Source organism: Chromobacterium phragmitis (assembly GCF_003325475.1).
Classification (GTDB): domain Bacteria; phylum Pseudomonadota; class Gammaproteobacteria; order Burkholderiales; family Chromobacteriaceae; genus Chromobacterium; species Chromobacterium phragmitis.
Genome location: NZ_CP029495.1, coordinates 4,183,467 through 4,204,594 on the forward strand (window position 1 = coordinate 4,183,467; position 21,128 = coordinate 4,204,594).

Consider the following 21,128-nt stretch of genomic DNA (forward strand, 5'->3'; position numbering starts at 1 on the left):
CGATGGCGGGGCGTCAGCGCCGCCCGCCGCCCCTCTCCCATTCAGCGAAGAGGGGGCAAGGTTTCAGGCGCTTGCGCCGCGTGGATAGAAATTGACCGGGGCGATCGCCGGCGGCGCCGGGCGCAGCAGCGGCTCCACGCCGTCCGCGCCTGGGCCGAAGGTTTCCAGCATTTCGTCCATGTCGCGGATAGGCGGCGCCTGCAGCGGCTCCGGCTTGACCGGCGACAGCGTCAGCAGCGCGTCGAACAGGCCGGCGTATGCCGACTCCGCCTCGTTCAGCCTGCCGGCGACGTGGCCGATCACATGCACCGCGTCGCTCAGCAGCCGCTCGGACTCGGCCTTGTCGCACTGCCCCAGAAACTCCAGGAACAGCGGCAGGTAGTCCGGCAGCTCGCTGCAGGCCGGCTCGAAGCCGTGCCGGCGGTATTCCTCCAGCAGGTCCACCATGGCCTGGCCGCGGGCGCGGTCCTCGCCGTGGATGTGCTCGAACAGATGCAGCGAGTGCGAAGGGTTGCGGTCGAAGGTGCGCACGTAGCGCTCCTGCAGCTCGATCAGGTCCTCGCTCTGCAGCGACTGCAACAGCGGCTCCAGCAGGCTGGCGGTTTGCAGATGCTCGGCCGCCTCAGCGCGGATCTCGTCCACCGCAGCGATCAGCTCGGCCTCCGGGTAGCACAACAGCGCGGACAGAATGGCGTGGATGCGCATGATGGTCTCCTAGTTGCCGGCGTTGGACTTGCGGTCGCGCCGCATGTCGTGGAACACGATGGGCGTGGCCTTTTTCTTGCCGAACAGATTGGCGTCGGACTCGCCGCCGGAGCAGCCGTTGCCGAAGCTGAAGCCGCAGCTGGCCTTGTCCTCGAACGCGCTCTCCACCATTTCCTTGTGGCTGGACGGAATCACGAAGCGGTCTTCGTAATTGGCGATGGCCATCACCTGGTACATCTCTTCCACCTGGTTCGAGCTCAGGTGAGTGCCGGCCAAGGTCGACGCGTCGCTGACCTTCTCCACACTCTTCTTGCGCATGTAGCGGCGCATCGCCACCATGGTTTCCAGCGCCTTGACCACCGGCTCTTCCTTGCCCGCCGTCAGCAGGTTGGCCAGGTACTTGATCGGTATCCGCAGGCTCTGCACGTCCGGGATGATGCCGCCCTCGCCTATCAGGCCGTTTTCCATCGCGCTCTGGATCGGCGACAGCGGCGGGATGTACCACACCATCGGCAGCGTCCGGTATTCCGGGTGCAGCGGGAAGGCCACCTTCCACTCCATCGCCATCTTGTACACCGGCGAGCGGCGGGCGGCGTCCAGCCAGCTTTGCGGGATGCCCTGCTTCAGCGCCTCGGCCGCGATGGCCGGATCATTCGGGTCCAGGAACAGGTCCAGCTGCGACTGGTACAGATCCTGCGGATCTTCCACCGCCGCTGCCTGTTCGATCTGGTCGGCGTCGTACAGCAGCACGCCCAGGTAGCGGATGCGGCCGACGCAGGTTTCCGAGCACACGGTAGGCTGGCCGGACTCGATGCGCGGGTAGCAGAAGATGCACTTCTCGGCCTTGCCGGACGTCCAGTTGTAATAAATCTTCTTGTACGGACAGCCAGACACGCACATCCGCCAGCCGCGGCACTTGTCCTGGTCGATCAGCACGATGCCGTCGTCCTCGCGCTTGTAGATGGAGCCGGACGGGCAGGAGGCGACGCAGGCCGGGTTCAGGCAGTGTTCGCACAGCCGCGGCAGATACATCATGAAGGTGTTCTCGAAGGCCGAGTACATCTCCTTCTGGATGCCCTCGAACAAAGCGTCCTTGGCGCGTTTGGAGAATTCGCCGCCCAGGTCATCCTCCCAGTTCGGGCCCCACTCGATCTTGTCCATCTTCTTGCCGGTCAGCACCGACACCGGCCGCGCGGTGGGCGGCGTCTGCATCTGCGGCGCGTTCTGCAGATGCTCGTAGTCGTAGGTGAACGGCTCGTAGTAGTCGTCGATGGCCGGCAGATTGGGATTGGCGAAGATATTGGCCAGTATCTTCAACTTGCCGCCCTGGCGCGGCTCCAGCTTGCCGTCGCTGCGCCGCTTCCAGCCGCCCTGCCACTTGTCCTGGTTTTCCCAGTCCTTGGGATAGCCGATGCCGGGCTTGGTCTCCACATTGTTGAACCAGGCGTATTCGATGCCGTCGCGGCTGGTCCACACGTTCTTGCAGGTGATCGAACAGGTGTGGCAACCGATGCACTTGTCCAGGTTCAGCACCATGCCGATTTGCGCGCGTATCTTCATTGCTTCTCTCCTGCCGGAACGTCCATCCAGTCGACTTTGTCCATCTTGCGCACCACCACGAACTCGTCGCGGTTGGCGCCCACCGTGCCGTAGTAGTTGAAGCCCCAGGCCAGTTGAGCGTAACCGCCTATCATATGGGTGGGCTTGGTCACGGCGCGGGTCACCGAGTTGTGAATGCCGCCGCGCTTGCCGGAGACTTCGGCGCCCGGCACGTTCACGATCTTCTCCTGGGCGTGGTACATCAGCGTCATGCCTTCCGGCACCCGCTGCGACACCACGGCGCGGGCGGTCAGCGTGCCGTTGACGTTGAACACCTCGATCCAATCGTTGTCGGCGATGCCGGCCTTGGCGGCGTCGGTCTCGGACAGCCAAACATGGGGCCCGCCGCGGCTCAGCGTCAGCATGCGCAGGTTGTCGGAATAGGTGCTGTGTATGCCCCATTTCTGGTGCGGGGTGATGAAGTTGAGCACCAGCTCGCGGTTGCCGTTGCCATGCTTGCCCAGCACCGCCTGCGTGGTCTTCAAATCCACCGCCGGCTTATACACACATAATCCCTCGCCAAAGGCGCGCATCCACTGGTGGTCTTGGTAGAACTGCTGGCGGCCGGTCAAAGTGCGCCACGGGATCAGTTCATGGACATTGGTGTAACCCGCGTTGTAGCTGACTTCTTCGCTCTCCAGGCCGGACCAGGTGGGCGAGGAAATGATCTTGCGCGGCTGCGCCTGCACGTCGCGGAAACGGATCGTGTCGTGCTCGCGCGGACGGGCAAGGTGTGTATGGTCGCGGCCGGTCACTTTGGACAAGGCGTCCCAGGCCTTCACCGCCACGTGGCCATTGGTCTCCGGCGCCAGGGTCAGAATCATCTCCGCGGCGTCGATGGCGGTTTCGAGCTTGGGCTGGCCCTTGCCGGCGCCGTTCTGCGCCACTTGGTTCAGGCCGCGCAGGACATCCACCTCGTGGGCGGTCTTCCAGCCTATCCCCTTGCCGCCGTTGCCGGCCTTTTCCAGCAGCGGGCCGATGGTGGTGAACTTGTCGTAAATCGCGCCGTAGTCTCGCTCCACCACCGTCATCGCCGGCATGGTCTTGCCCGGCACCGGTTCGCACTCGCCCTTCTTCCAATCCTTGGGATCGAAAGGCTGGCCCAGTTCTTGCGGGCTGTCGTGCATCAACGGGGTCAGCACCAGGTCTTTCTGCACGCCCAGGTAATCCTTGCCGATCTCGGACAGGCTCTTGGCGAAGCCTTTGTAGATTTCCCAGTCGCTCTTGGACTGCCACAGCGGCTGCACAGCTTCGGACAGCGGGTGGATGAAGGGGTGCATGTCCGAGGTGTTCAGATCATCCTTTTCGTACCAGGTGGCGGTGGGCAGCACGATGTCGCCGTACAGACAGGTGGTGGACATGCGGAAGTCCAGCACCACCATCAGGTCCAGCTTGCCCTCGGCCGCCGGACGGACGGTGATCTCGCTCGGCTTGATGCAGTCGTCCTCGGCGCCCAGCACCGCGTTCTGAGTGCCCAGCAGATATTTGAGGAAATACTCGTGCCCCTTGCCGGAGCTTCCCAGGATGTTGGAGCGCCACACGAACAGATTGCGCGGGAAGTTTTGCGGGTTGTCCGGGTCGTTGCAGGCCATGTCCAGGCGGCCGGTCTTCAACCCCTGCACTGTGTAGTCCACCGGGTCAAGGCCCGCATCGGCGGCGGCGCGGGTGATGTCCAGCGGGTTGGCGGACAGCTGCGGCGCGGACGGCAGCCAGCCCATGCGCTCAGCCTTGGCGTTGTAATCGATCAGCGACAGGCCGGCCATCTTGCCGTCGGCGGTCGGACACAGGATTTCGCCCACGCCCAGCTTCTCGTGCCGCCATTGGCTGGTGTGCGCGTACCAGAAACTGGTGCCGTTCATTTGCCGCGCCGGTCGGTTCCAGTCGCCGGCGAAGGCCAGCGGCGCCCAGCCGGTTTGCGGGCGCAGCTTTTCCTGGCCCACGTAGTGGCACCAGCCGCCGCCGCTCTGGCCGATGCAGCCGCACATCATCAGCATGTTGATGATGCCGCGGTAGGTCATGTCCATGTGGTACCAGTGGTTCAGCGCCGCGCCGACGATGACCATGGACTTGCCCTGGGTTTGGTCGGCGTTTTGCGCGAACTCGCGCGCCACCTGGATCACCATCTCCGGCTTCACGCCGGTGTGCTTTTGCTGCCAGGCCGGCGTGTACGGCGCGTCATCCATATAGCCGGACGCCACATTGCCGCCGCCCAGGCCGCGGTCGATGCCGTAGTTGGCGGCCATCAGGTCGAACACCGTGGCCACCAGCGCCTCTTCGCCGCCGGCCAGTTTGATCTTTTTCGCCGGCACATTGCGGGTCAGCAGCTCGTCGTGCTCGGAGCCGAAATACGGGAAGCCGACGCCGACGATTTCATCGCGCTGATCGATCAAGGACAGGCGGCCGGAAACTTCGCGCTCGCCGCTCGCCTTTTGCTCCAGATTCCACTTGCCGGTCTTGCCCTCGGCCTGGCCCCAGCGGAAGCCGATGGAGCCGTTGGGCGCGACGATGTCGCCGCTCTGCTCGTCGAACACCAGGGTTTTCCAGTCCGGGTTGTTGTCCTCGCCCAGTTGGCCGTCCAGGTGGGACGCGCGCAGGAAGTAGTCCGGCAGCCAGCGCTCGCCATCGCGGCGCAGCTTCACCAGCATCGGCATGTCGGTGTAGCGGCGGATGTAGTCGGTGAAGTAAGCCGACGGGCGGTCGAGATGGAATTCCTTGAAGATCACATGGCCCATCGCCATCGCCAGCGCGGCGTCGGTGCCTTGCTTGGGCGCCAGCCAGATATCGCCGAACTTGGCCATTTCGCCGAAATCGGACGATACCGCCACCGTCTTGGTGCCCTTGTAGCGCACTTCGGTGTAGAAATGGGCGTCAGGGGTGCGCGTCATCGGCACATTGGAGCCCCACACCATCAGGTAGGTGGAGTTGTACCAGTCGGCGGACTCGGCCACGTCGGTCTGTTCGCCCCAGGTTTGCGGGCTGGCCGGCGGCAGGTCGCAATACCAGTCATAGAAGGACAGCGGCACACCGCCGATCAGGCTGAGATAGCGGCTGCCGGCGGCATAGGACACCATGGACATGGCCGGAATCGGCGAGAAGCCGGCGATGCGGTCCGGACCAAACTTCTTGATGGTGAAAGCGTTGGCCGCCGCGACGATCTCATTGGCCTCGTCCCAGCTGGCGCGCACGAAGCCGCCCTGGCCGCGGGTGGATTTGTATTGCTTGGCCAATTCCGGCGTCTGGCTGATCTTTTCCCAGGCTTCCACCGCGGACATCGTCTTGCGCGCGTCGCGCCACAGCCGGGCCAGTTGGCCGCGGATCATCGGATATTTGACGCGCTGGGCGGAGTACACATACCAGCTGTAGGAGGCGCCGCGCGGACAGCCGCGCGGCTCGTGATTGGGCAGGTCGGGACGGGTGCGCGGGTAATCGGTCTGCTGGGTTTCCCAAGTGATCAGGCCGTTCTTCACATACACCTTCCAGCTGCAGGAGCCGGTGCAGTTGACGCCGTGAGTGGAGCGGACGATCTTGTCGTGCTGCCAGCGCTGGCGATAGGCGTCTTCCCAGCCGCGGTCCTCGTTCACCACCGCGCCGTGGCCGTCGGCAAAAGTGCTTTTGACCTTGCCGAGGAAATTCAGTCTGTCGAGAAAATGGCTCATCTTGCCTCCATGCATGCCGGAAACCTTGTCCTGCCTCGCTGCCGGCCCGGCCTGTCGATACTGGTTGCGATAATCCTTAGCCTACCGCCCGCACTCAAGCGCTCCAATCGGCCAGTAGGGGTGAGCGGCGCCGGCATAGGAAGGAGGATGGCTAAGCCATAAGGAGTAGTCCGGAGTAGAACGAAAGCCGGACGTGAAAAAAGCGCCCGAAGGCGCCCTTTCCCGGCCATCCACGCCGCAGGCGTGCCATACCCGGCCACCCCTGCATGCGGCCGTCGCCCGCCAGGGCACGGCGCGCCTTTCTCAGCAACGCACTTCCGCGTTCTTCCGCGCGTAATACCAGCCATTGAGCAGCAGGCAGCTCAGGTAGAAGGCGATGAACACGTACAGCGCCGCGTCCACGCTGCCGGTCATCGAGATGGAGGTGCCGTAGCTCTTGGGAATGAAGAAGCCGCCGTAGGCGCCGATGGCGCTGGTGAAGCCCAGCACCGCGGCCGCCTCGCGGGTGGCGTCTTGCATCGCCTGCTTCTGCGCCGCTTCGCCGGGACCGGCCATGCGCTGGTGCAGCGTGAGGAAGATGGCCGGCACCTGCATGAAGGTGGAGCCGTTGCCGATGCCGGTCAGCGCGAACAGGCACAGGAACATGGCGAAGAAGCCATAAAAATTGCCGCCCTGCCCGTGATGCGGCAGGAAGAAGATCACGCCCAGCACCGCCAGCGCCATCAGGCCGAACACCGCCTGCGTCACCTTGGCGCCGCCTATCTTGTCGGACATCCAGCCGCCCAGCGGACGGGTCAGCGCGCCGACCAACGGACCGAGGAAGGCGTAGCGGGTAGGGTCGATCTCCGGAAACTGGCCCTTGACCAGCAACGGGAAGCCGGCGGAGAAGCCGATGAAGGAGCCGAAGGTGCCCAGATACAGCCAGCACATCAGCCAGTTATGCTTGCGGGTGAAGATGACCGCCTGTTCGGAAAACGAGGACTTGGCCGAGGCCAGATCGTTCATGCCGAACCAGGCCGCCAGCGTGGACAGAAGAATGAACGGCACCCAGACGAAGCCGGCGTTTTGCAGCCACATCTGCTTGGAAACCGCGCCCTTGACCCAGGTTTGCGGATCGCCGCCCAGCTGGCCGAACAGGCCCATGGTGATGACGATGGGCACCACCAGTTGCACCAGCGACACGCCCAGATTGCCCAGGCCGGCGTTCAGGCCCAGCGCGGTGCCTTTCTCCGCTTTGGGGAAAAAGAAGCTGATGTTGGCCATGCTGGAGCTGAAATTGCCGCCGCCGAAGCCGCACAACAGCGCCAGCGTCACCATGGTCACATAGCTGGTGCCCGGGTCCTGCACCGCGAAGCCTATCCCCACCGCCGGAATCAGCAGGCTGGCGGTGGAAATGGCCGTCCACTTGCGGCCGCCGAAAATCGGCACCATGAAGGAGTAGAAAATGCGCAGCGTGGCGCCGGACAAGGCCGGCAACGCCGCCAGCCAGAACAGCTGGTTCTGGGTGTAGCCGAAGCCGATATTGGGCATGTTCAGCACCGCCACGCTCCACACCTGCCAGATCACGAAGGCCAGCGTCAGCGCCGGTATCGAAATCCACAGGTTGCGGCGCGCCACCGAGCGCCCCTGCTGCTGCCAGAAAGCGGGCGCTTCCGGCTCCCAATGTTTGATCAGATGAGTCATGACAGGTCTCCCGCGCCGCGCTCAGGCGCGCTCGTTGCTCAAGGGAAGGGAAACGGACGGCTGCGCCTCGCGCCTGGCCGCCGATTTGAAAGAGAAATGCATCCACACCAGACTGACGCACACGGTGCCATACAACAGCATGAAAGCGCTGGAGCGCACGCCGGTCAGATCCAGCAGCGCGCCGAACAGGATGGGCAGCAAAAAGCCGCCCAGGCCGCCGGCCAGCCCCACCACGCCGGACACCGCGCCGATGGAGCCCGGGAATTCGTCGGCGATGAATTTGAACACCGAGGCCTTGCCTATCGCCATCGCCACGCCCACCAGGAACAACAGGCCGGTGAACAGGTAAACGTTGAGGCCGATGTGCAGGCTGAACGGCCCGCTCACGGTGGCGACGCGCATTTCGGTCTGCGGGTAGGACAACAGGAAGAAAGCCACCCAGCACACCCACATTACCGCCCAGGTGACCGAATAGGCGCCGAAACGGTCGGACAGATAACCGCCCACCGCGCGCAGCACGCCGCCGGGCAAGGAAAAGCACGCCGCCAGCAAGGCCGCGTGCTTGAGATCCAGCCCGTACTCGCCGACGTAGTACTTGGTCATCCACAGCGCCAGCGCCACGTAGCCGCCGAACACCACGGAGTAGTACTGGCAATAGCGCAGCACCGCCGGATGCTTCATCAGCGCCAGCTGCTCTCGCAGCGTGACGGAAGACGGCACCTTGTGGGACGGATCGCTGAAGGAGAACAGCCAGAACAGGATGGCGGCCGCCAGCATGATCAGCGCGTAGGCGGTGGGCACGCTTTGCCAGCCCCAGGCGACGATCAGCGCCGGCGCCACCAGCTTGGTCAAGGCGGAGCCGGCGTTGCCGGCGCCGAAAATGCCCATCGCCAGGCCCTGCTGTTCCTTGCGGAACCAGCGCGCCACATAGGGCGTGCCGACCGAGAACGAGCCGCCGGCCACGCCGACGAACAGGCCGGCCAGCAGGAATTGCCAATAAGCGCTGGCGAACTGCATCAGGTAGATGGGAATCACGCAGCTGAGCATCAACGCGAACATCACCGGCCGGCCGCCGTAGCGATCGGTCCAGATGCCCAGCGGCACGCGGACCAGCGAGCCGGTCAGCACCGGCGTGGCGGCCAGGATGCCGAATTCGGTTTCATTGAGGCCCAGTTGCTGCTTGATCGGGATGCCCAGCACCGCGAACATCATCCAGACCATGAAACAGAGGGTGAAAGCCAGCGTGCTGCTGGCCAGCACGCTGTAGCGTTGAAATGTTGGAGAGGACATGGCGCCATACCCATGGAGTGGTCATGGCTACCACGATAAGCGAGCGCCGCGCGCGCCGGTATTCGTCTGTCGCAGGACTATTCGCCTGCCAACGGACGAGCGGACTTAACCCTTAAGGCGAAGGCGGCCTACTCCGAATGGCGGAGTCAGCCGGCGCGCCACCACTCCGGATGCTCGCTCAGCGGCGCCGCCATGTCCGCGGCCAGTCCATCCAGCAAAATGCGCAGTTCCGCCACCAGCGCGCCCGGCTCCCGCGCCGCGGCCGCACGGCTGCGGCTGAAACCGCCGCGCGCCAGTATCTTGCCGTCGGCCACGCTCTGCAGCTGCCACGCCGCCTCCAGCGCCGCGCCCCGCCCCGGCCGCAGGCTGAGGCTGCGCACATCGACGATGAAGCGCAGATCGCCGCCATCCATGCCCGGCTGCGGGTAGGCGTAGACGCTGGCCACGCCGCTGGCGCGCGCCACGCCCTGGCTCAGACGCTGCGCCAGCAATCGGTCCAGCGGCGCGCCCCAGCGGTCGAACTCCTGCAGCTTGAGCTCGCCGCCGTCCATGTCCAGCACCAACTGCGGCCGCTCCAGCGCCGCCGGCAGGCTGACCGGACCCAGCAGCACGCGCTTGCCGAACTGCGCCGGCGCGGAAGCCGCCGCCGGGGCGTCCAATCCATAGAAGCGGGACTGCGGCGACGCGCAGCCCGCCAGCGCGGCGGCCATGGCCGCGGCGAGCATCGTTTTCTTCATCATGGCTGCGCCTCCTTGCCGCGCACCAGCGCCTCGGGATGGCGGTCCAGATAATCGGCCAGCGCGCGGAAGCTGCGCGCCGTCTCCTTCACTTCCTGCGCCGCCGAGCGCACGTCCTGCTGCAGCGGCGAGTCGGCCTTCATCGTCTGCCGCGTCGCCTCCAGCGTCTGCTGCAGCTGCTCCAGCGTCTTGCTCGCCTGCGGCACCGTCTGGTTGTTCAGGCCGTCGCTGAGCCGCTTCACGCTGTCCAGCGTCTGCTGTAGCGATTTCAGCGAAGCGTCGGCCTCCTGGCCGATGCTGTCGAACGGTATCGCATCCAGCTTCTTGACGATGCGCTGCAACACCCGCTGCAACTCTTCCAGATCGCCCGGAATCGTCGGCAGCTCGGGCAAGCCGCCCTTCACCGCCAGCTTGGCCGGCGGCGCGTCGCGGAAGAAGTCCAGCGCCACGTAGAGTTGGCCGGTCAGCAGGTTGCCGGACCGCAGCTGGGCGCGCATGCCGTTGGCCACCAGCGCCTGCGGCGACAGCTTGCCGCTGATGCGGCCGCCCCGCGACAGGCTGTCCAGCCGGCTGGGATAGGTGCGGATGTCCACCGTCATGTCGAAATCCTTGCGCTCCGGCACGTATTGCACGCCAATCGCCGTCACCTCGCCTATGGTGATGCCGCGAAAATCCACCGGCGCGCCAATGGTCAAGCCGCGCAGCGACTGGCGGAAGCGCAGCCGGAACGGCTGCATCTCGCGGTCAGGATTCTGCAACGCCTTGTCGCGAGTGTCGTGCAAAATGAAATTGCGGTCGGACAGCGGGATGCCGGCGTTGTCGGCGAGAGGCGTTTCAAAGGCGATGCCGCCCAGCGCGATGGCCGCCAGCGACTGGGTGCTGACGTTGAGGCCGTTGGCGCTCAGCGACACGTCGACGCCGCTGGCGTGCCAGAAACGGCTGTTGGCGGACACGAAACGGTCGTACGGCGCATTGATGAAGACGGCCACCTTGACGAAGCCGCCCTTGGGCTCCAGCTCGTAGCCGACCACCTGGCCCACCGGCACGCGGCGGAAATACACCGGCGAGCCGGTGTTCAGCGAGCCCAGGTTGTCCGCCCGCAGCGTGAAGGTCTGGCCCGGCAAGTCGGCGTTGATGATGGGCGGCGTCTCCAGGCCGACGAAGTCAGACTTGCGCGCCTCGCTCTTGCCGATGTCCATGCCGATGTAGGAGCCGGACAGCACGGTGCCCAGGCCGGACACCCCACCGCCGGACACGCGCGGCCGCACCACCCAGAAGCGGCTGTCCTCGGCCAGGTAGTCGGCCGCGTCCTTGCTCAGCTGCGCGGTGGCGATGATGGCCTGCCGGTTGGGGCTGAGCTTGACCGAGATCACCTCGCCGATCTCCACGTCCTTGTACTTGATCCGGGTCTTGCCGGCCTCTATCCCTTCCGCATTCTGAAAAGAAATGGTGATGGAAGGGCCGCGCGACAGAATGGCATGCACCGCCAGCCAGCCGCCTATCAGCGCAGCCACCACCGGTATCAGCCAGACCAGCGATGGCGCCAGCCTGTGGCGGCGCACAGGCACCGCCTGCGGCAGATCTGGCTCGGGAGGGTTTTGTTCACTGCTCATCGTCTTCCTCAACGGGGTCCCAGATCATCCTGGGGTCGAAACTCATCGCGGCCAGCATGGTCAGCACCACCACCGCGCCGAAGGCGATGGCGCCGGGTCCGGCCTTGATGCTGGCCAGAGACTGCCATTGCACCAGGGCCACCATCAGCGCCACCACGAAAATGTCCAGCATCGACCATGGGCCGATCACCTCAATCATCCGATACAGCCGCGTGCGCTGGCGCGGCGCCCAGCTCCACCGCCACTGCACGCTGCACAACAGCAACAGCAAAACCAGAATCTTCAGCAGCGGCACCAGCACGCTGGCAGTGAACACCACCAGCGCCAACGGCCAGGAGTCGTTGTTCCACAGATAGACCACGCCGCTCATGATGGTGTCGCGCTGCACGCCGGTCAGCGCCGTGGTTTCCATGATGGGCAACAGATTGGCTGGCAGATAGCTGATCATCGCCGCCAATAGCAGCGCCCAACAGCGCTGCAACGCAGCCGGCCGCCGCAAATGCAACGCCGCGCCGCAGCGCGGACAGGCGCCATCCTCCTCGGGATGGACGCGGCTTAGCAAGCCGCAGCCGTGGCACAGGCACAAGCCGCGCGCCGCGGCGCTGTTCACTCCGTAGCGCGGCATGCCTGATATCGCTCCCATAACTCATGCGGCCGGAAACGGCTGGCGCTGGCCGCCATCAACACGATCAGGCCGAAAAACGCCCACAGGCCTATCCCTGGCTGCACGCTGGCAAGGTGCACCAGCTTCACCAGCGAAACCAGCACGCCCAACAGAAACACCTCCACCATGCACCAGGGCCGCGCCAAACCGCGCAGCCTCATCATGCCCGGAAAACCCGGCGGCGCGCGGCCGAACAGCAACGGCAACTGCAGATACAGCATGCTGGCCAGCTCCAGCGCCGGCATCACGATGCCGGTGAACAGCACCAGCAGAGCCACCTCCGGCATCCCCTGCCCCTGCAGCGCCAGCGCGGTCTGCCACAACGTGGCGGCATTGCGGTTGCCTGCGATCTCCAGCACCAGCACCGGGTAGACATTGGCGATGGCAAACGCAATCAGCCCCGCCGCCAACAAGGCCGCGCTTGCTTGCGGCCCGCTGTCCGAGCACTCGTAGAGCGCGGCGCCGCAACGCGGACAGCACACGCTCACCCGCCCGGATTGCGCGCCAGGCAGCCTCAGCAGCAAATCGCAATCATGGCAGGCGGTCAACCGCCCCATCGCCCGGCTCATACGGTCCATTTTCGTTTGCGTTCCGCGGTGAAGCTCCACCAATTTCGGGCCTCGCCGCTATCCATGTAGCGGCAGACCGACATCAGCACGTCGAGCACGCAGGGATCTTGGCGCTCGCCGGTGGCGTCGCACAGCTGCAGGTAAAGCCGATGAGGGTCGCGGCCGCGCAGATCGGCCGGATGATTCAGGCCAAGCAGGCGAAAATCGGCCGCGGCGCGCGGGCCGACATTGGGCAGTTGCAGCAGATCGGTGGCGGCGTCCGGCGGCGGACAGCGGGATGGATGCATGTGAAACGGCCGTGGCGTAGTCATTCAGGCTACATGATAAAGGAGCGGCCGCCTCAGTTCAAAGCGGCCGCTCCAGGGCTAGGCCGTTCAGCCCAAGAAAATATCCCAGGCCAACTTGCAGATCAGCACGCTGGTCAGGCCAAGAAACAGCACCCGCACGAAGCCAGCGCCCTTTTGCATCGCCAGCCGGGTGCCTACCATCGCGCCGGCCATATTGGCAGCCGCCATCGGCAGCGCGAACTGATACAGCACATGGCCGGCGCCGACGAAAAAGATCAGCGCCGCGACATTGGTGGTCAGGTTCACCACCTTGGCCGCCGCCGACGCGTGCAGAAAGTCGAAGGCGAAGAAGCGGATGAACAGAAACATCAAAAAGCTGCCGGTGCCGGGGCCGAACAGGCCATCGTAGAAGCCGATGGCGCCGCCGATGGCCATGCCTATCGCCATCTCGCGCCGGCCGATGGCCACCGGCTTGTGCAGCTTGCCGAAATCCTTCTTCCACAACGTGTACACCGCCATCACCAGCAGCAGAACCAGCACAAGCGGCCGAATCACACCCTTGGGAATTTGCGACACCGCCGCCGCGCCGGCGAAAGAAAACACGAAAGCGGTGGCCGCGGCCGGCAGCACCAGCCGCCACGGCAGCCGCACCCGGCTCAGATAGGAACGCGCCGCCGACAGCGTGCCCACCGCCGCCGACAGTTTATTGGTGCCGAAAATGGTGGCAGGCGCCGCGTTGGGCAGCGCGCTGAACAGGCCGGGAATCTGAATCAGGCCGCCGCCGCCGACGGCGGCATCCACCAGACCGGCGCAAAAGGCGATCAGGCATAGAAAACTCAAGCTCAACAACATTGTCATCCTCCTCGACGCAAATTGTACGTGCTGGCCCGAAACAATGCTTGCAATGTAATATTGCAAAAACCGCAATATTGGAGTCGCTATGAAGCCGCTATGGGGAATCCGCATATTCTGCGCGGTGGTGGAGCAGAAAAGCTTCGTTGCTGCCGCCCGCCAGCTGGGCATCTCGCCCAGCAGCGCCACCCGCGCGCTGCAGGCGCTGGAAGAGGAGCTGGGCGCGATGCTGCTGGCCCGCTCCAGCAAGCAGGTGGAGCTGACCATGGCCGGCGAGGCCTACTATCCCTCAGCCCGCCAGATGCTGGACCTGCAGCAGCAGGCTGAGGAAGAGCTGAGCCAACAGGCCGGCGCGCCGCGCGGCCTGTTGCGCTTCTCCGCGCCGGAAACGCTGGGACGCGAACTTCTGCCCGCCGTGCTGGCCAGGTTGGCCGACGCCCATTCCGGCCTGCGCTTCGAGGTGCTGTACAGCGATTCGATACTGGAGCCGATACGGGACAAGCTGGACTTCTCCATTCGCGGCGCCTTCCCCGCCTCCAGCGAGCTCATCGGCCATCCGCTGTGGCATTACCGCCGCCACCTGTACGCCAGCCCGGATTATGTCGCCCGCCACGGCGAGCCGCGCCACCCAAGCGAGCTGCCGCAGCACCGGGTGGTGATCCACTCCGCGCCCAGGGTGCTGAAAGCATGGAATTTCGTGTCGGACCGGCAAACCGTCAGCCTCAACCTTGCCGCCTGGCACCGCAGCAACTCCGGCAACGGCGTGCTGGACGCCGTGCGCGCCGGCATGGGCATCGCCCGGCTGGGCGACTGGCTGGCGGAACCCATGGCCGCACGCGGCGAGCTGGTCCGGCTATGCCCGGATTTCCGCATCGTATCCAGCCAAGGCGACGATCCGCAGATGCACGCCGTATTCGCCAACCGCGGCATGCCGCGCAAGGCCAGGCTGCTGCTGGACGCGCTGCGCCTGGAAGCTGACAAACGGGCCCTTGATCGCCGCGCCGTCGCCTGAATGCGAAAAGCCCCGCTTGCGCGGGGCTTTGACCATCCTGCAACACCAGGATCAGTTGTTGTCAGTCAGCGACTGGTTGCCGGCGGTGACGGGATATTTCTCCCGCAGCGCCTTCAGGTAGCTGGCCAATTGGCTATTGGCGCTCAGTTCGCCCAGCATGCCGCCCAGCTGGCCGCGCTCGACGTCATTGATGGCCGGAGCCGGAATCACCTTGTTGACGCGGTAGATCACATACTCCCCGGCATCGTGGCGCACGCCGGCGAAGCCTGGCAGCTTGCCGCCGGCCACGGCGAACACCGCGCGCAAATCTGCCGCCGGCATGCCGGAAGCGGCGCGGCGCGATACTGTCGCGGCGGCGCTCCACTGCTGCGCATCCGCGCCCTTGCCCGCCTTCAGCTCGGCCAACAGGGACTGGCCCTTCTTGTCCGCCAGCTTGGCTCCCTCGCGCTCCACCAACTCCTTGCGGATGGCGTCGCTGACGTCGGCCAACGGCTGCTGACGCTCCGGTTGATGCTCGGCCACGCGCGCGACCACCAAACGGCTGCCCCCGATGTCCACCACCTCGCTGTTGTGCTTTTTCTTCAGCACGTCGTCGCTGAACACCGCGGCCTGCAGCTTGGCATTGCCCAACAGCTCATCCTGCGACGGCTGGCTGCGCCGGACCCAGTCCGAGCGCTTGACGTCAAGCTTGAGCGCATCGACCACCCCCTTCAACGAATCGGCCTGCTGGTAGGCGATTTCGTTCAGCTTGTCCGCCTGTTCGCGGAACAAAGCGGCGGACTTCTGCTTCTGCAGCTTGTCGACGATCGCGCCCTTCACGTCGTCCAGGCTCTGCGACTTGACCGCATCCAGGCGGATGATGTGGAAGCCATACTCGGTTTCCACCAGATCGCTGATTTCGCCCGGCTTCATCTTGAACACCGCGTCGTCGAACGGCTTGACCATCATGCCGCGGGCGTTGAAGCCCAGATCGCCGCCTTTCTCCGCCGAACCCGGATCCTGCGACTTGGCCTTGGCCAGCTCGGCGAACTTGGCCGGATTGGCGCGCGCCTCTTTCAGAATGGCTTCGGCTTCGGCCTTGATTTTGGCCTTCTGCTCCGGCTTGGCGTCCTTGGGGACAGCCAGCAGGATATGCGAGGCGCGGCGCTGCTCGCCCGCCAGGTCCGCCTTGTGCTGGTCGAAGTATTTCTGCACGTCGGCATCGCTGACCTTGATGTTCTGGGCCAACGCGTCCTGAGACAACACCACGTAATCCAGCTTCACCTGCTCCGGCAGGCGGAAGCGCTTGGCGTTGGCGTCGTAGTAGGCCTTGATCGCGGCGGCGTCGGTCTTCACCTCAGAGGCGAAATCGGACGGCTTCAGCACCAATTGCTGCAACTCGCGCCCCTCGCCCAGCAAGCCCGCGACGCGCTCGACGACTGTATTGGATACGAACTGGGTGCCCGCTACGCTATTCAACTGGCTCTGCAGCAAGATGTCGCGGCCGATGTCGGCCTCAAAGGCTTCAGGATTGGGATAGCGGCTCTTCAGGAACTCACTGTAACGCTGCGCGCTGAACTGCCCGTTTTCCTGAAAGGCGGGAATAGAGGCGATCACCTTGCGCAACTGCTCATGGCTGACGGCCGCGCCGTGGTCTCGCGCGTCGGCCAGCAGCAGCTCCTGGCGAATCAGGTTTTCCAGCGCGGCCTGGCGGGTCGCCGGATCGCTGGGTTGGCCCTCGAGCGCGCGATCCAGATCGCGCTTGTAGATCTTGGCTTTGCCGACCTTGACCAGGTAGGGATCGTCCGTGGCGCTGGAGTAGCTGCCGACGCCGAATCCCACGAAAGTCAGGGCTACCGCGCCCAGGATCACTTGAATGACGGTTTTGTTGTTCTGGACAAACTCGAACATGACGATTGGCTAAGGCCACCCCTGTAAAAAAAAAGGTGAACGCGCAAACCGGTTCACCTTCTCTCGTGTATTTTGGCGGAGTGGACGGGGCTCGAACCCGCGACCCCCGGCGTGACAGGCCGGTATTCTGACCAACTGAACTACCACTCCGTACCGTTGGTGGGCGTTGACGGAGTCGAACCGCCGACATTCTGCTTGTAAGGCAGACGCTCTACCAACTGAGCTAAACGCCCTTAATTCGCGCTCTGTCGGGATTGGATCAAATCCAACCCCGACAAGAGGGAACAATTATAGCGCGTCTTTCAGTGCCTTGCCAGCACGGAACTTCGGAGAACGTGCAGCCGGGATCTTGATGGTGGCGCCGGTCTTCGGGTTGCGGCCGCTACGCTCGGCGCGCTCGCCCACATAGAAGGTGCCGAAACCCACCAGGGTCACGGTATCGCCTTTTTTCAGGGCAGTGGTAACGGCAGCAACCATGCCGTCCAAAGCCTTGGCGGCGGCAGCCTTGGAGATATCGGCTTCAGCCGCAATGGCGTCAATCAGTTCAGACTTGTTCACGTAAGTCCCCTTTCGTCGTTCTCGGTCTACGTAGTTCAGATAAAAACGCTTGCTTTATAGCAAGGCGGAAATCCTTGTGTCAAGCGGCTTCCACGGCCATTTTGCTAATTCGCAAGCACAACGGGAAGCCGTGATGACAACACTTATTCACAGCCTCGGTAAGCGCATGATTATTAATGCTTCAGAACGGGCACATTCTTGCCGGCATCTTGCGCCGGAGGAATATCGCCAGACTGTTCTTCTTGCGACAATTCTTCCGGCTGGCGTTCCAGCGCCAGCGCCAAAACCTCATCAATCCACTTGACAGGATGGATTTCCAGCTTCTGCTTGATGTTGGCCGGAATCTCCGCCAGATCCTTTTCATTGCCCTTTGGGATGAGCACGTGGCGAATGCCGCCGCGATGCGCCGCCAACAATTTCTCCTTCAGCCCGCCGATCGGCAGCACCTCGCCGCGCAGCGTGATCTCCCCGGTCATCGCGACATCGGCGCGCACCGGAATGCCGGTCAGCACCGAGACGATGGCCGTGGTCATCGCAATGCCCGCGCTGGGACCATCCTTGGGCGTCGCGCCTTCCGGCACGTGGATGTGCATGTCGCTCTTCTCGTAGAAGTCCGGCTTGACGCCCAGGCTTCTCGCGCGGCTTCGCACCACGCTCATCGCCGCCGTGATCGACTCCTGCATCACCTCGCCCAGCTGGCCGGTGCGCACGATATTGCCCTTGCCTGGCAGCGACACCGCCTCGATGGTCAGCAACTCGCCGCCTACCTCGGTCCATGCCAGCCCGGTCACCTGGCCGATGCGGTTCTGCTCTTCGGCCAAGCCGTAATCGAAGCGCCGCACGCCTAGATACTTGTCCAGATTTTTGGCCGACACGGTCGCCTTGGCCGCCTTGGCTGGCTTCAGCAACGAGCCGGTCACCACCTTGCGGCAAATCTTGGCCACTTCGCGGTCCAGGCTGCGCACCCCCGCCTCGCGGGTATAGTAGCGGACAATGTCGCGCAAGGCCGACTCCTGAACCGCCAGTTCGCCCTCACGCACGCCATTCGCCTCGACCTGCTTCGGCAACAGGTATTTCTGCGCGATGCTGACCTTTTCGTCCTCGGTATAGCCGGAAAGACGGATGATTTCCATGCGGTCCAGCAGTGCCGGGGGGATATTCAATGAATTCGCGGTTGCCACGAACATCACATCGGACAGGTCGTACTCGACTTCGGCGTAGTGGTCGATGAAGGCGTGGTTCTGCTCCGGATCCAGCACTTCCAGCAACGCGGAAGACGGATCGCCGCGGAAGTCGGCGCCCAGCTTGTCCACCTCGTCCAGCAGGAACAGCGGATTCTTGACCCCCACCTTGGCCATGTTCTGCAGCACCTTGCCCGGCATGGAGCCGATGTAAGTGCGGCGATGGCCGCGAATCTCCGACTCGTCCCGCACGCCGCCCAGCGCCATCCGCACGAACTTGCGGTTGGTGGCGCGGGCGATGGACTGGCCCAGCGAGGTCTTGCCGACGCCCGGAGGGCCCACCAGGCACAGGATGGGCGCCTTGAGGCGATCTACGCGCTGCTGCACCGCCAGGTACTCCAGAATGCGCTCCTTGACCTTCTCCAGGCCGAAGTGATCTTCGTCCAGCACCTCTTCAGCCTTGGCCACATCCTTGCTGATCTTGGTCTTCTTCTTCCACGGCAGCTCAAGCAGGATGTCGATGTAGTTGCGGACCACGGTGGCCTCGGCCGACATCGGCGACATCATTTTAAGCTTCTTGAGCTCGGACAGCGCCTTCTCGCGGCCTTCCTTGCTCATGCCGGCGGCCTTGATGCGGCGTTCCAACTCCTCGTGATCGCTAGCCTCGTCCATCTCGCCCAGCTCTTTCTGGATGGCCTTGACCTGCTCGTTCAGGTAGTACTCGCGCTGGCTCTTCTCCATCTGGCGCTTGACGCGGCCGCGGATGCGCTTCTCCACCTGCAGGATGTCTATCTCGCCCTCCAGCTGGGACATCAAGTGCTCCAGCCGGGTGGCGACGTCGAACATTTCCAGCACTTCCTGCTTCTGCTCCAGTTTCAAGGGCAGATGGGCGATGATGCTGTCGGCCATCCGGCCGGCGCGATCGATGCCTGCCAGCGAATTCAGCACCTCAGGCGGAATTTTCTTGTTCAGCTTGACGTACTGCTCGAACTGGGCGAGCAGGGCGCGGCGCATCGCCTCGGTCTCGTTGGACTCTTCCAGTTCGCTGGACAGCGGCTCGAACTCGGCGACGAAGCAGCCATCCTCCTCTCCAACGCCCTGGATGGTGGCGCGCTGGCGCCCTTCCACCAGCACCTTGACGGTGCCGTCGGGCAGCTTGAGCATTTGCAGCACCGCTGCGATGGTGCCCACGCTGTAGAGGTCCTCGGCGGACGGCTCGTCCTTGGAGGCGGAGCGCTGGGCCACCAGCAGGATCTGCTTGCCTTCGTCCATGGCCAGTTCCAGCGCACGGATCGACTTGGCCCGTCCGACGAACAGCGGAATGACCATGTGCGGAAAGACCACCACATCGCGCAGCGGAAGCAGCGGCAGCGAGGTCTCTTCTCGGATTTCTGCGGGTTGCGGCATATCACCTAACCTTAGCTTGGGGAAACAATGCTTGGAAAATGGGGCGAAAGGCCAGAATATCAACACCCCATACTAAAACAGATTACGGCGGTGACAAATAAAAAACCGCCCTGACGGGCGGTTCAGTCATTCAGGCCAGGCCGTCAGGCGGATTGTGCCACACCGCCGCCTTCACGATAGATGAAAAGCGGCTTGTCGCCCTTCTCGATCACCTTCTCGTCAACAACGACTTTTTCCACATCCTGCATGGACGGCAGCTCGTACATGGTGTCCAGCAGCGCGCGCTCCAGAATGGAACGCAGGCCGCGGGCGCCGGTCTTGCGGGCGAGCGCCTGCTTGGCGATCACGCGCAGCGCCGACGGACGCACTTCCAGCTCCACCGTTTCCAGCGAGAACAGCTTCTGGTACTGCTTGATCAGCGCGTTCTTGGGCTGGGTCAGAATGGAAACCAGCGCCTCCTCGTCCAGCTCCTCCAGCGTAGCCACCACCGGCAGACGACCGATCAACTCCGGAATCAGGCCGAAGCGGATGATGTCCTGCGGCTCCACCTCCTGGAACACCTTGGTCAGGCTCTTGCCGTCGTCCTTGGAGGAGACCTCGGCGCCAAAGCCGATGCCACCCTTCTCGGAACGCTGGCGGATGATCTTGTCCAGACCATCGAAAGCCCCGCCGCAGATGAACAGGATGTTGGTGGTGTCGACCTGGATGAACTCCTGGTTCGGATGCTTGCGGCCGCCCTGCGGCGGCACCGAAGCCACCGTACCTTCGATCAGCTTCAACAGCGCCTGCTGCACGCCCTCGCCCGATACGTCGCGGGTGATGGACGGGTTTTCCGACTTGCGCGAAATCTTGTCGATCTCGTCGATGTAGACGATGCCGCGCTGGGCCTTGTCCACATCGTAGTCGCACTTCTGCAGCAATTTCTGGATGATGTGCTCGACATCCTCGCCCACATACCCCGCCTCGGTCAGCGTGGTGGCGTCGGCGATGACGAAGGGCACGTCCAAGAGGCGCGCCAGCGACTGGGCCAGCAGGGTCTTGCCGGAGCCGGTCGGGCCGATCAAGAGGATGTTGCTCTTGGCCAGCTCGACATCGTCCTTGCCGCCCTTGTTGTACAGCCGCTTGTAGTGGTTGTACACCGCCACCGACAGGGTCTTCTTGGCGAAATCCTGACCAATGATGTACTGGTCCAGATCCGCGCGAATCTCCTGCGGCGTCGGCAGCGGCTGATCGGAGGACGCGCCGCCCGCCGATTCGCCGCCAACGCCTTTTTCCAGCTCTTCGCGGATGATGTCGTTGCACAGCTCCACGCACTCGTTGCAGATGAACACCTGCGGTCCGGCGATCAGCCGCTGCACCTCATGCTGGCTCTTTCCGCAGAAAGAGCAGTAGAGGAGCTTCTCGTTGCCGTTTTTGTCAGCCATT

General features: G+C 64.0%; 16 protein-coding genes and 2 tRNA genes. 1 reads left to right on the plus strand and 17 read right to left on the minus strand.

Translation table 11 applies throughout. The features are described 5' to 3' along the window. Nucleotides 1-63 precede the first annotated feature (63 nt). The 11 genes from narJ to DK842_RS19905 all read right to left on the minus strand — a co-directional run bounded on the left by narJ (nt 64) and on the right by DK842_RS19905 (nt 13,655). Entirely contained in the window at nt 64-705 is a 642-nt protein-coding gene (gene narJ, locus DK842_RS19855; protein ID WP_114063011.1) for a nitrate reductase molybdenum cofactor assembly chaperone, read from the minus strand. A gap of 9 nt (nt 706-714) precedes the next feature. Next, nucleotides 715-2,265, minus strand: coding sequence for a nitrate reductase subunit beta (narH, locus tag DK842_RS19860; protein WP_114063012.1), 1,551 nt, complete (start codon nt 2,263-2,265; stop codon nt 715-717). Next, the gene (locus DK842_RS19865; RefSeq protein WP_114063013.1) at nt 2,262-5,960 is read right to left on the minus strand and encodes a nitrate reductase subunit alpha; all 3,699 of its coding nucleotides are present in this window, start codon (nt 5,958-5,960) and stop codon (nt 2,262-2,264) included. The genes narH and DK842_RS19865 overlap by 4 nt, the downstream gene beginning before the upstream one ends. 303 nt (nt 5,961-6,263) lie before the next feature. Further along, entirely contained in the window at nt 6,264-7,643 is a 1,380-nt protein-coding gene (locus tag DK842_RS19870; RefSeq protein WP_114063014.1) for a NarK family nitrate/nitrite MFS transporter, read from the minus strand. A gap of 21 nt (nt 7,644-7,664) precedes the next feature. Next, entirely contained in the window at nt 7,665-8,933 is a 1,269-nt protein-coding gene (locus tag DK842_RS19875; protein WP_114063015.1) for an MFS transporter, read from the minus strand. A gap of 146 nt (nt 8,934-9,079) precedes the next feature. Beyond that, complete coding sequence (locus tag DK842_RS19880) at nt 9,080-9,673, minus strand: PqiC family protein (RefSeq protein ID WP_114063016.1); 594 nt, start codon at nt 9,671-9,673, stop codon at nt 9,080-9,082. Then, nucleotides 9,670-11,283 (minus strand): PqiB family protein, encoded by a 1,614-nt coding sequence (locus DK842_RS19885; protein ID WP_114063017.1) that lies wholly within the window; start codon nt 11,281-11,283, stop codon nt 9,670-9,672. The genes DK842_RS19880 and DK842_RS19885 overlap by 4 nt, the downstream gene beginning before the upstream one ends. After that, nucleotides 11,273-11,908 carry a paraquat-inducible protein A gene (locus DK842_RS19890; protein WP_114063018.1) on the minus strand — a complete coding sequence of 212 codons (636 nt, stop codon included), beginning with the start codon at nt 11,906-11,908 and terminating at the stop codon, nt 11,273-11,275. Before DK842_RS19890 ends, DK842_RS19885 begins: the two co-directional genes overlap by 11 nt. Beyond that, on the minus strand, nt 11,890-12,525 hold the full coding sequence (locus DK842_RS19895) for a paraquat-inducible protein A (RefSeq protein WP_114063019.1): 636 nt from the start codon (nt 12,523-12,525) through the stop codon (nt 11,890-11,892). Before DK842_RS19895 ends, DK842_RS19890 begins: the two co-directional genes overlap by 19 nt. Next, entirely contained in the window at nt 12,513-12,803 is a 291-nt protein-coding gene (locus DK842_RS19900) for a helix-hairpin-helix domain-containing protein (RefSeq protein WP_114063020.1), read from the minus strand. Before DK842_RS19900 ends, DK842_RS19895 begins: the two co-directional genes overlap by 13 nt. Nucleotides 12,804-12,890: 87 nt before the next feature. Further along, nucleotides 12,891-13,655, minus strand: coding sequence for a sulfite exporter TauE/SafE family protein (locus tag DK842_RS19905; protein ID WP_198414586.1), 765 nt, complete (start codon nt 13,653-13,655; stop codon nt 12,891-12,893). 88 nt (nt 13,656-13,743) lie between these two features. Between DK842_RS19905 and DK842_RS19910 the strand changes: the two genes are divergently transcribed. Beyond that, a complete protein-coding gene (locus DK842_RS19910) occupies nt 13,744-14,667 on the plus strand; it encodes a LysR family transcriptional regulator (RefSeq protein ID WP_114063021.1) in 924 nt (307 codons plus the stop codon). A 51-nt stretch (nt 14,668-14,718) separates the two neighbouring features. Here the strand turns inward: DK842_RS19910 and DK842_RS19915 are convergent, their stop codons facing one another. The 6 genes from DK842_RS19915 to clpX all read right to left on the minus strand — a co-directional run bounded on the left by DK842_RS19915 (nt 14,719) and on the right by clpX (nt 21,127). Further along, nucleotides 14,719-16,557 carry a SurA N-terminal domain-containing protein gene (locus DK842_RS19915; protein ID WP_114063022.1) on the minus strand — a complete coding sequence of 613 codons (1,839 nt, stop codon included), beginning with the start codon at nt 16,555-16,557 and terminating at the stop codon, nt 14,719-14,721. 73 nt (nt 16,558-16,630) lie between these two features. Then, a tRNA-Asp gene (locus tag DK842_RS19920) sits at nt 16,631-16,707 on the minus strand. Nucleotides 16,708-16,714: 7 nt separating this feature from the next. Next, nucleotides 16,715-16,790, minus strand: a tRNA-Val gene (locus DK842_RS19925). Between the two features lie 55 nt (nt 16,791-16,845). Beyond that, a complete protein-coding gene (locus DK842_RS19930) occupies nt 16,846-17,115 on the minus strand; it encodes an HU family DNA-binding protein (protein ID WP_114063023.1) in 270 nt (89 codons plus the stop codon). A gap of 173 nt (nt 17,116-17,288) precedes the next feature. Beyond that, the gene (gene lon / locus DK842_RS19935; RefSeq protein WP_114063024.1) at nt 17,289-19,703 is read right to left on the minus strand and encodes an endopeptidase La; all 2,415 of its coding nucleotides are present in this window, start codon (nt 19,701-19,703) and stop codon (nt 17,289-17,291) included. Between the two features lie 143 nt (nt 19,704-19,846). Continuing rightward, on the minus strand, nt 19,847-21,127 hold the full coding sequence (gene clpX / locus DK842_RS19940) for an ATP-dependent Clp protease ATP-binding subunit ClpX (protein ID WP_114063025.1): 1,281 nt from the start codon (nt 21,125-21,127) through the stop codon (nt 19,847-19,849). Nucleotide 21,128: the final 1 nt, after the last annotated feature.

Bases quoted from the DNA above. Each gene is read 5' to 3' on its own strand.
- narJ (WP_114063011.1), bottom strand. From the start codon at position 705: ATGCGCATCCACGCCATTCTGTCCGCGCTGTTGTGCTACCCGGAGGCC.
- narH (WP_114063012.1), bottom strand. From the start codon at position 2,265: ATGAAGATACGCGCGCAAATCGGCATGGTGCTGAACCTGGACAAGTGC.
- DK842_RS19865 (WP_114063013.1), bottom strand. From the start codon at position 5,960: ATGAGCCATTTTCTCGACAGACTGAATTTCCTCGGCAAGGTCAAAAGC.
- DK842_RS19870 (WP_114063014.1), bottom strand. From the start codon at position 7,643: ATGACTCATCTGATCAAACATTGGGAGCCGGAAGCGCCCGCTTTCTGG.
- DK842_RS19875 (WP_114063015.1), bottom strand. From the start codon at position 8,933: ATGTCCTCTCCAACATTTCAACGCTACAGCGTGCTGGCCAGCAGCACG.
- DK842_RS19880 (WP_114063016.1), bottom strand. From the start codon at position 9,673: ATGATGAAGAAAACGATGCTCGCCGCGGCCATGGCCGCCGCGCTGGCG.
- DK842_RS19885 (WP_114063017.1), bottom strand. From the start codon at position 11,283: ATGAGCAGTGAACAAAACCCTCCCGAGCCAGATCTGCCGCAGGCGGTG.
- DK842_RS19890 (WP_114063018.1), bottom strand. From the start codon at position 11,908: ATGCCGCGCTACGGAGTGAACAGCGCCGCGGCGCGCGGCTTGTGCCTG.
- DK842_RS19895 (WP_114063019.1), bottom strand. From the start codon at position 12,525: ATGGACCGTATGAGCCGGGCGATGGGGCGGTTGACCGCCTGCCATGAT.
- DK842_RS19900 (WP_114063020.1), bottom strand. From the start codon at position 12,803: ATGCATCCATCCCGCTGTCCGCCGCCGGACGCCGCCACCGATCTGCTG.
- DK842_RS19905 (WP_198414586.1), bottom strand. From the start codon at position 13,655: ATGTTGTTGAGCTTGAGTTTTCTATGCCTGATCGCCTTTTGCGCCGGT.
- DK842_RS19910 (WP_114063021.1), top strand. From the start codon at position 13,744: ATGAAGCCGCTATGGGGAATCCGCATATTCTGCGCGGTGGTGGAGCAG.
- DK842_RS19915 (WP_114063022.1), bottom strand. From the start codon at position 16,557: ATGTTCGAGTTTGTCCAGAACAACAAAACCGTCATTCAAGTGATCCTG.
- lon (WP_114063024.1), bottom strand. From the start codon at position 19,703: ATGCCGCAACCCGCAGAAATCCGAGAAGAGACCTCGCTGCCGCTGCTT.
- clpX (WP_114063025.1), bottom strand. From the start codon at position 21,127: ATGGCTGACAAAAACGGCAACGAGAAGCTCCTCTACTGCTCTTTCTGC.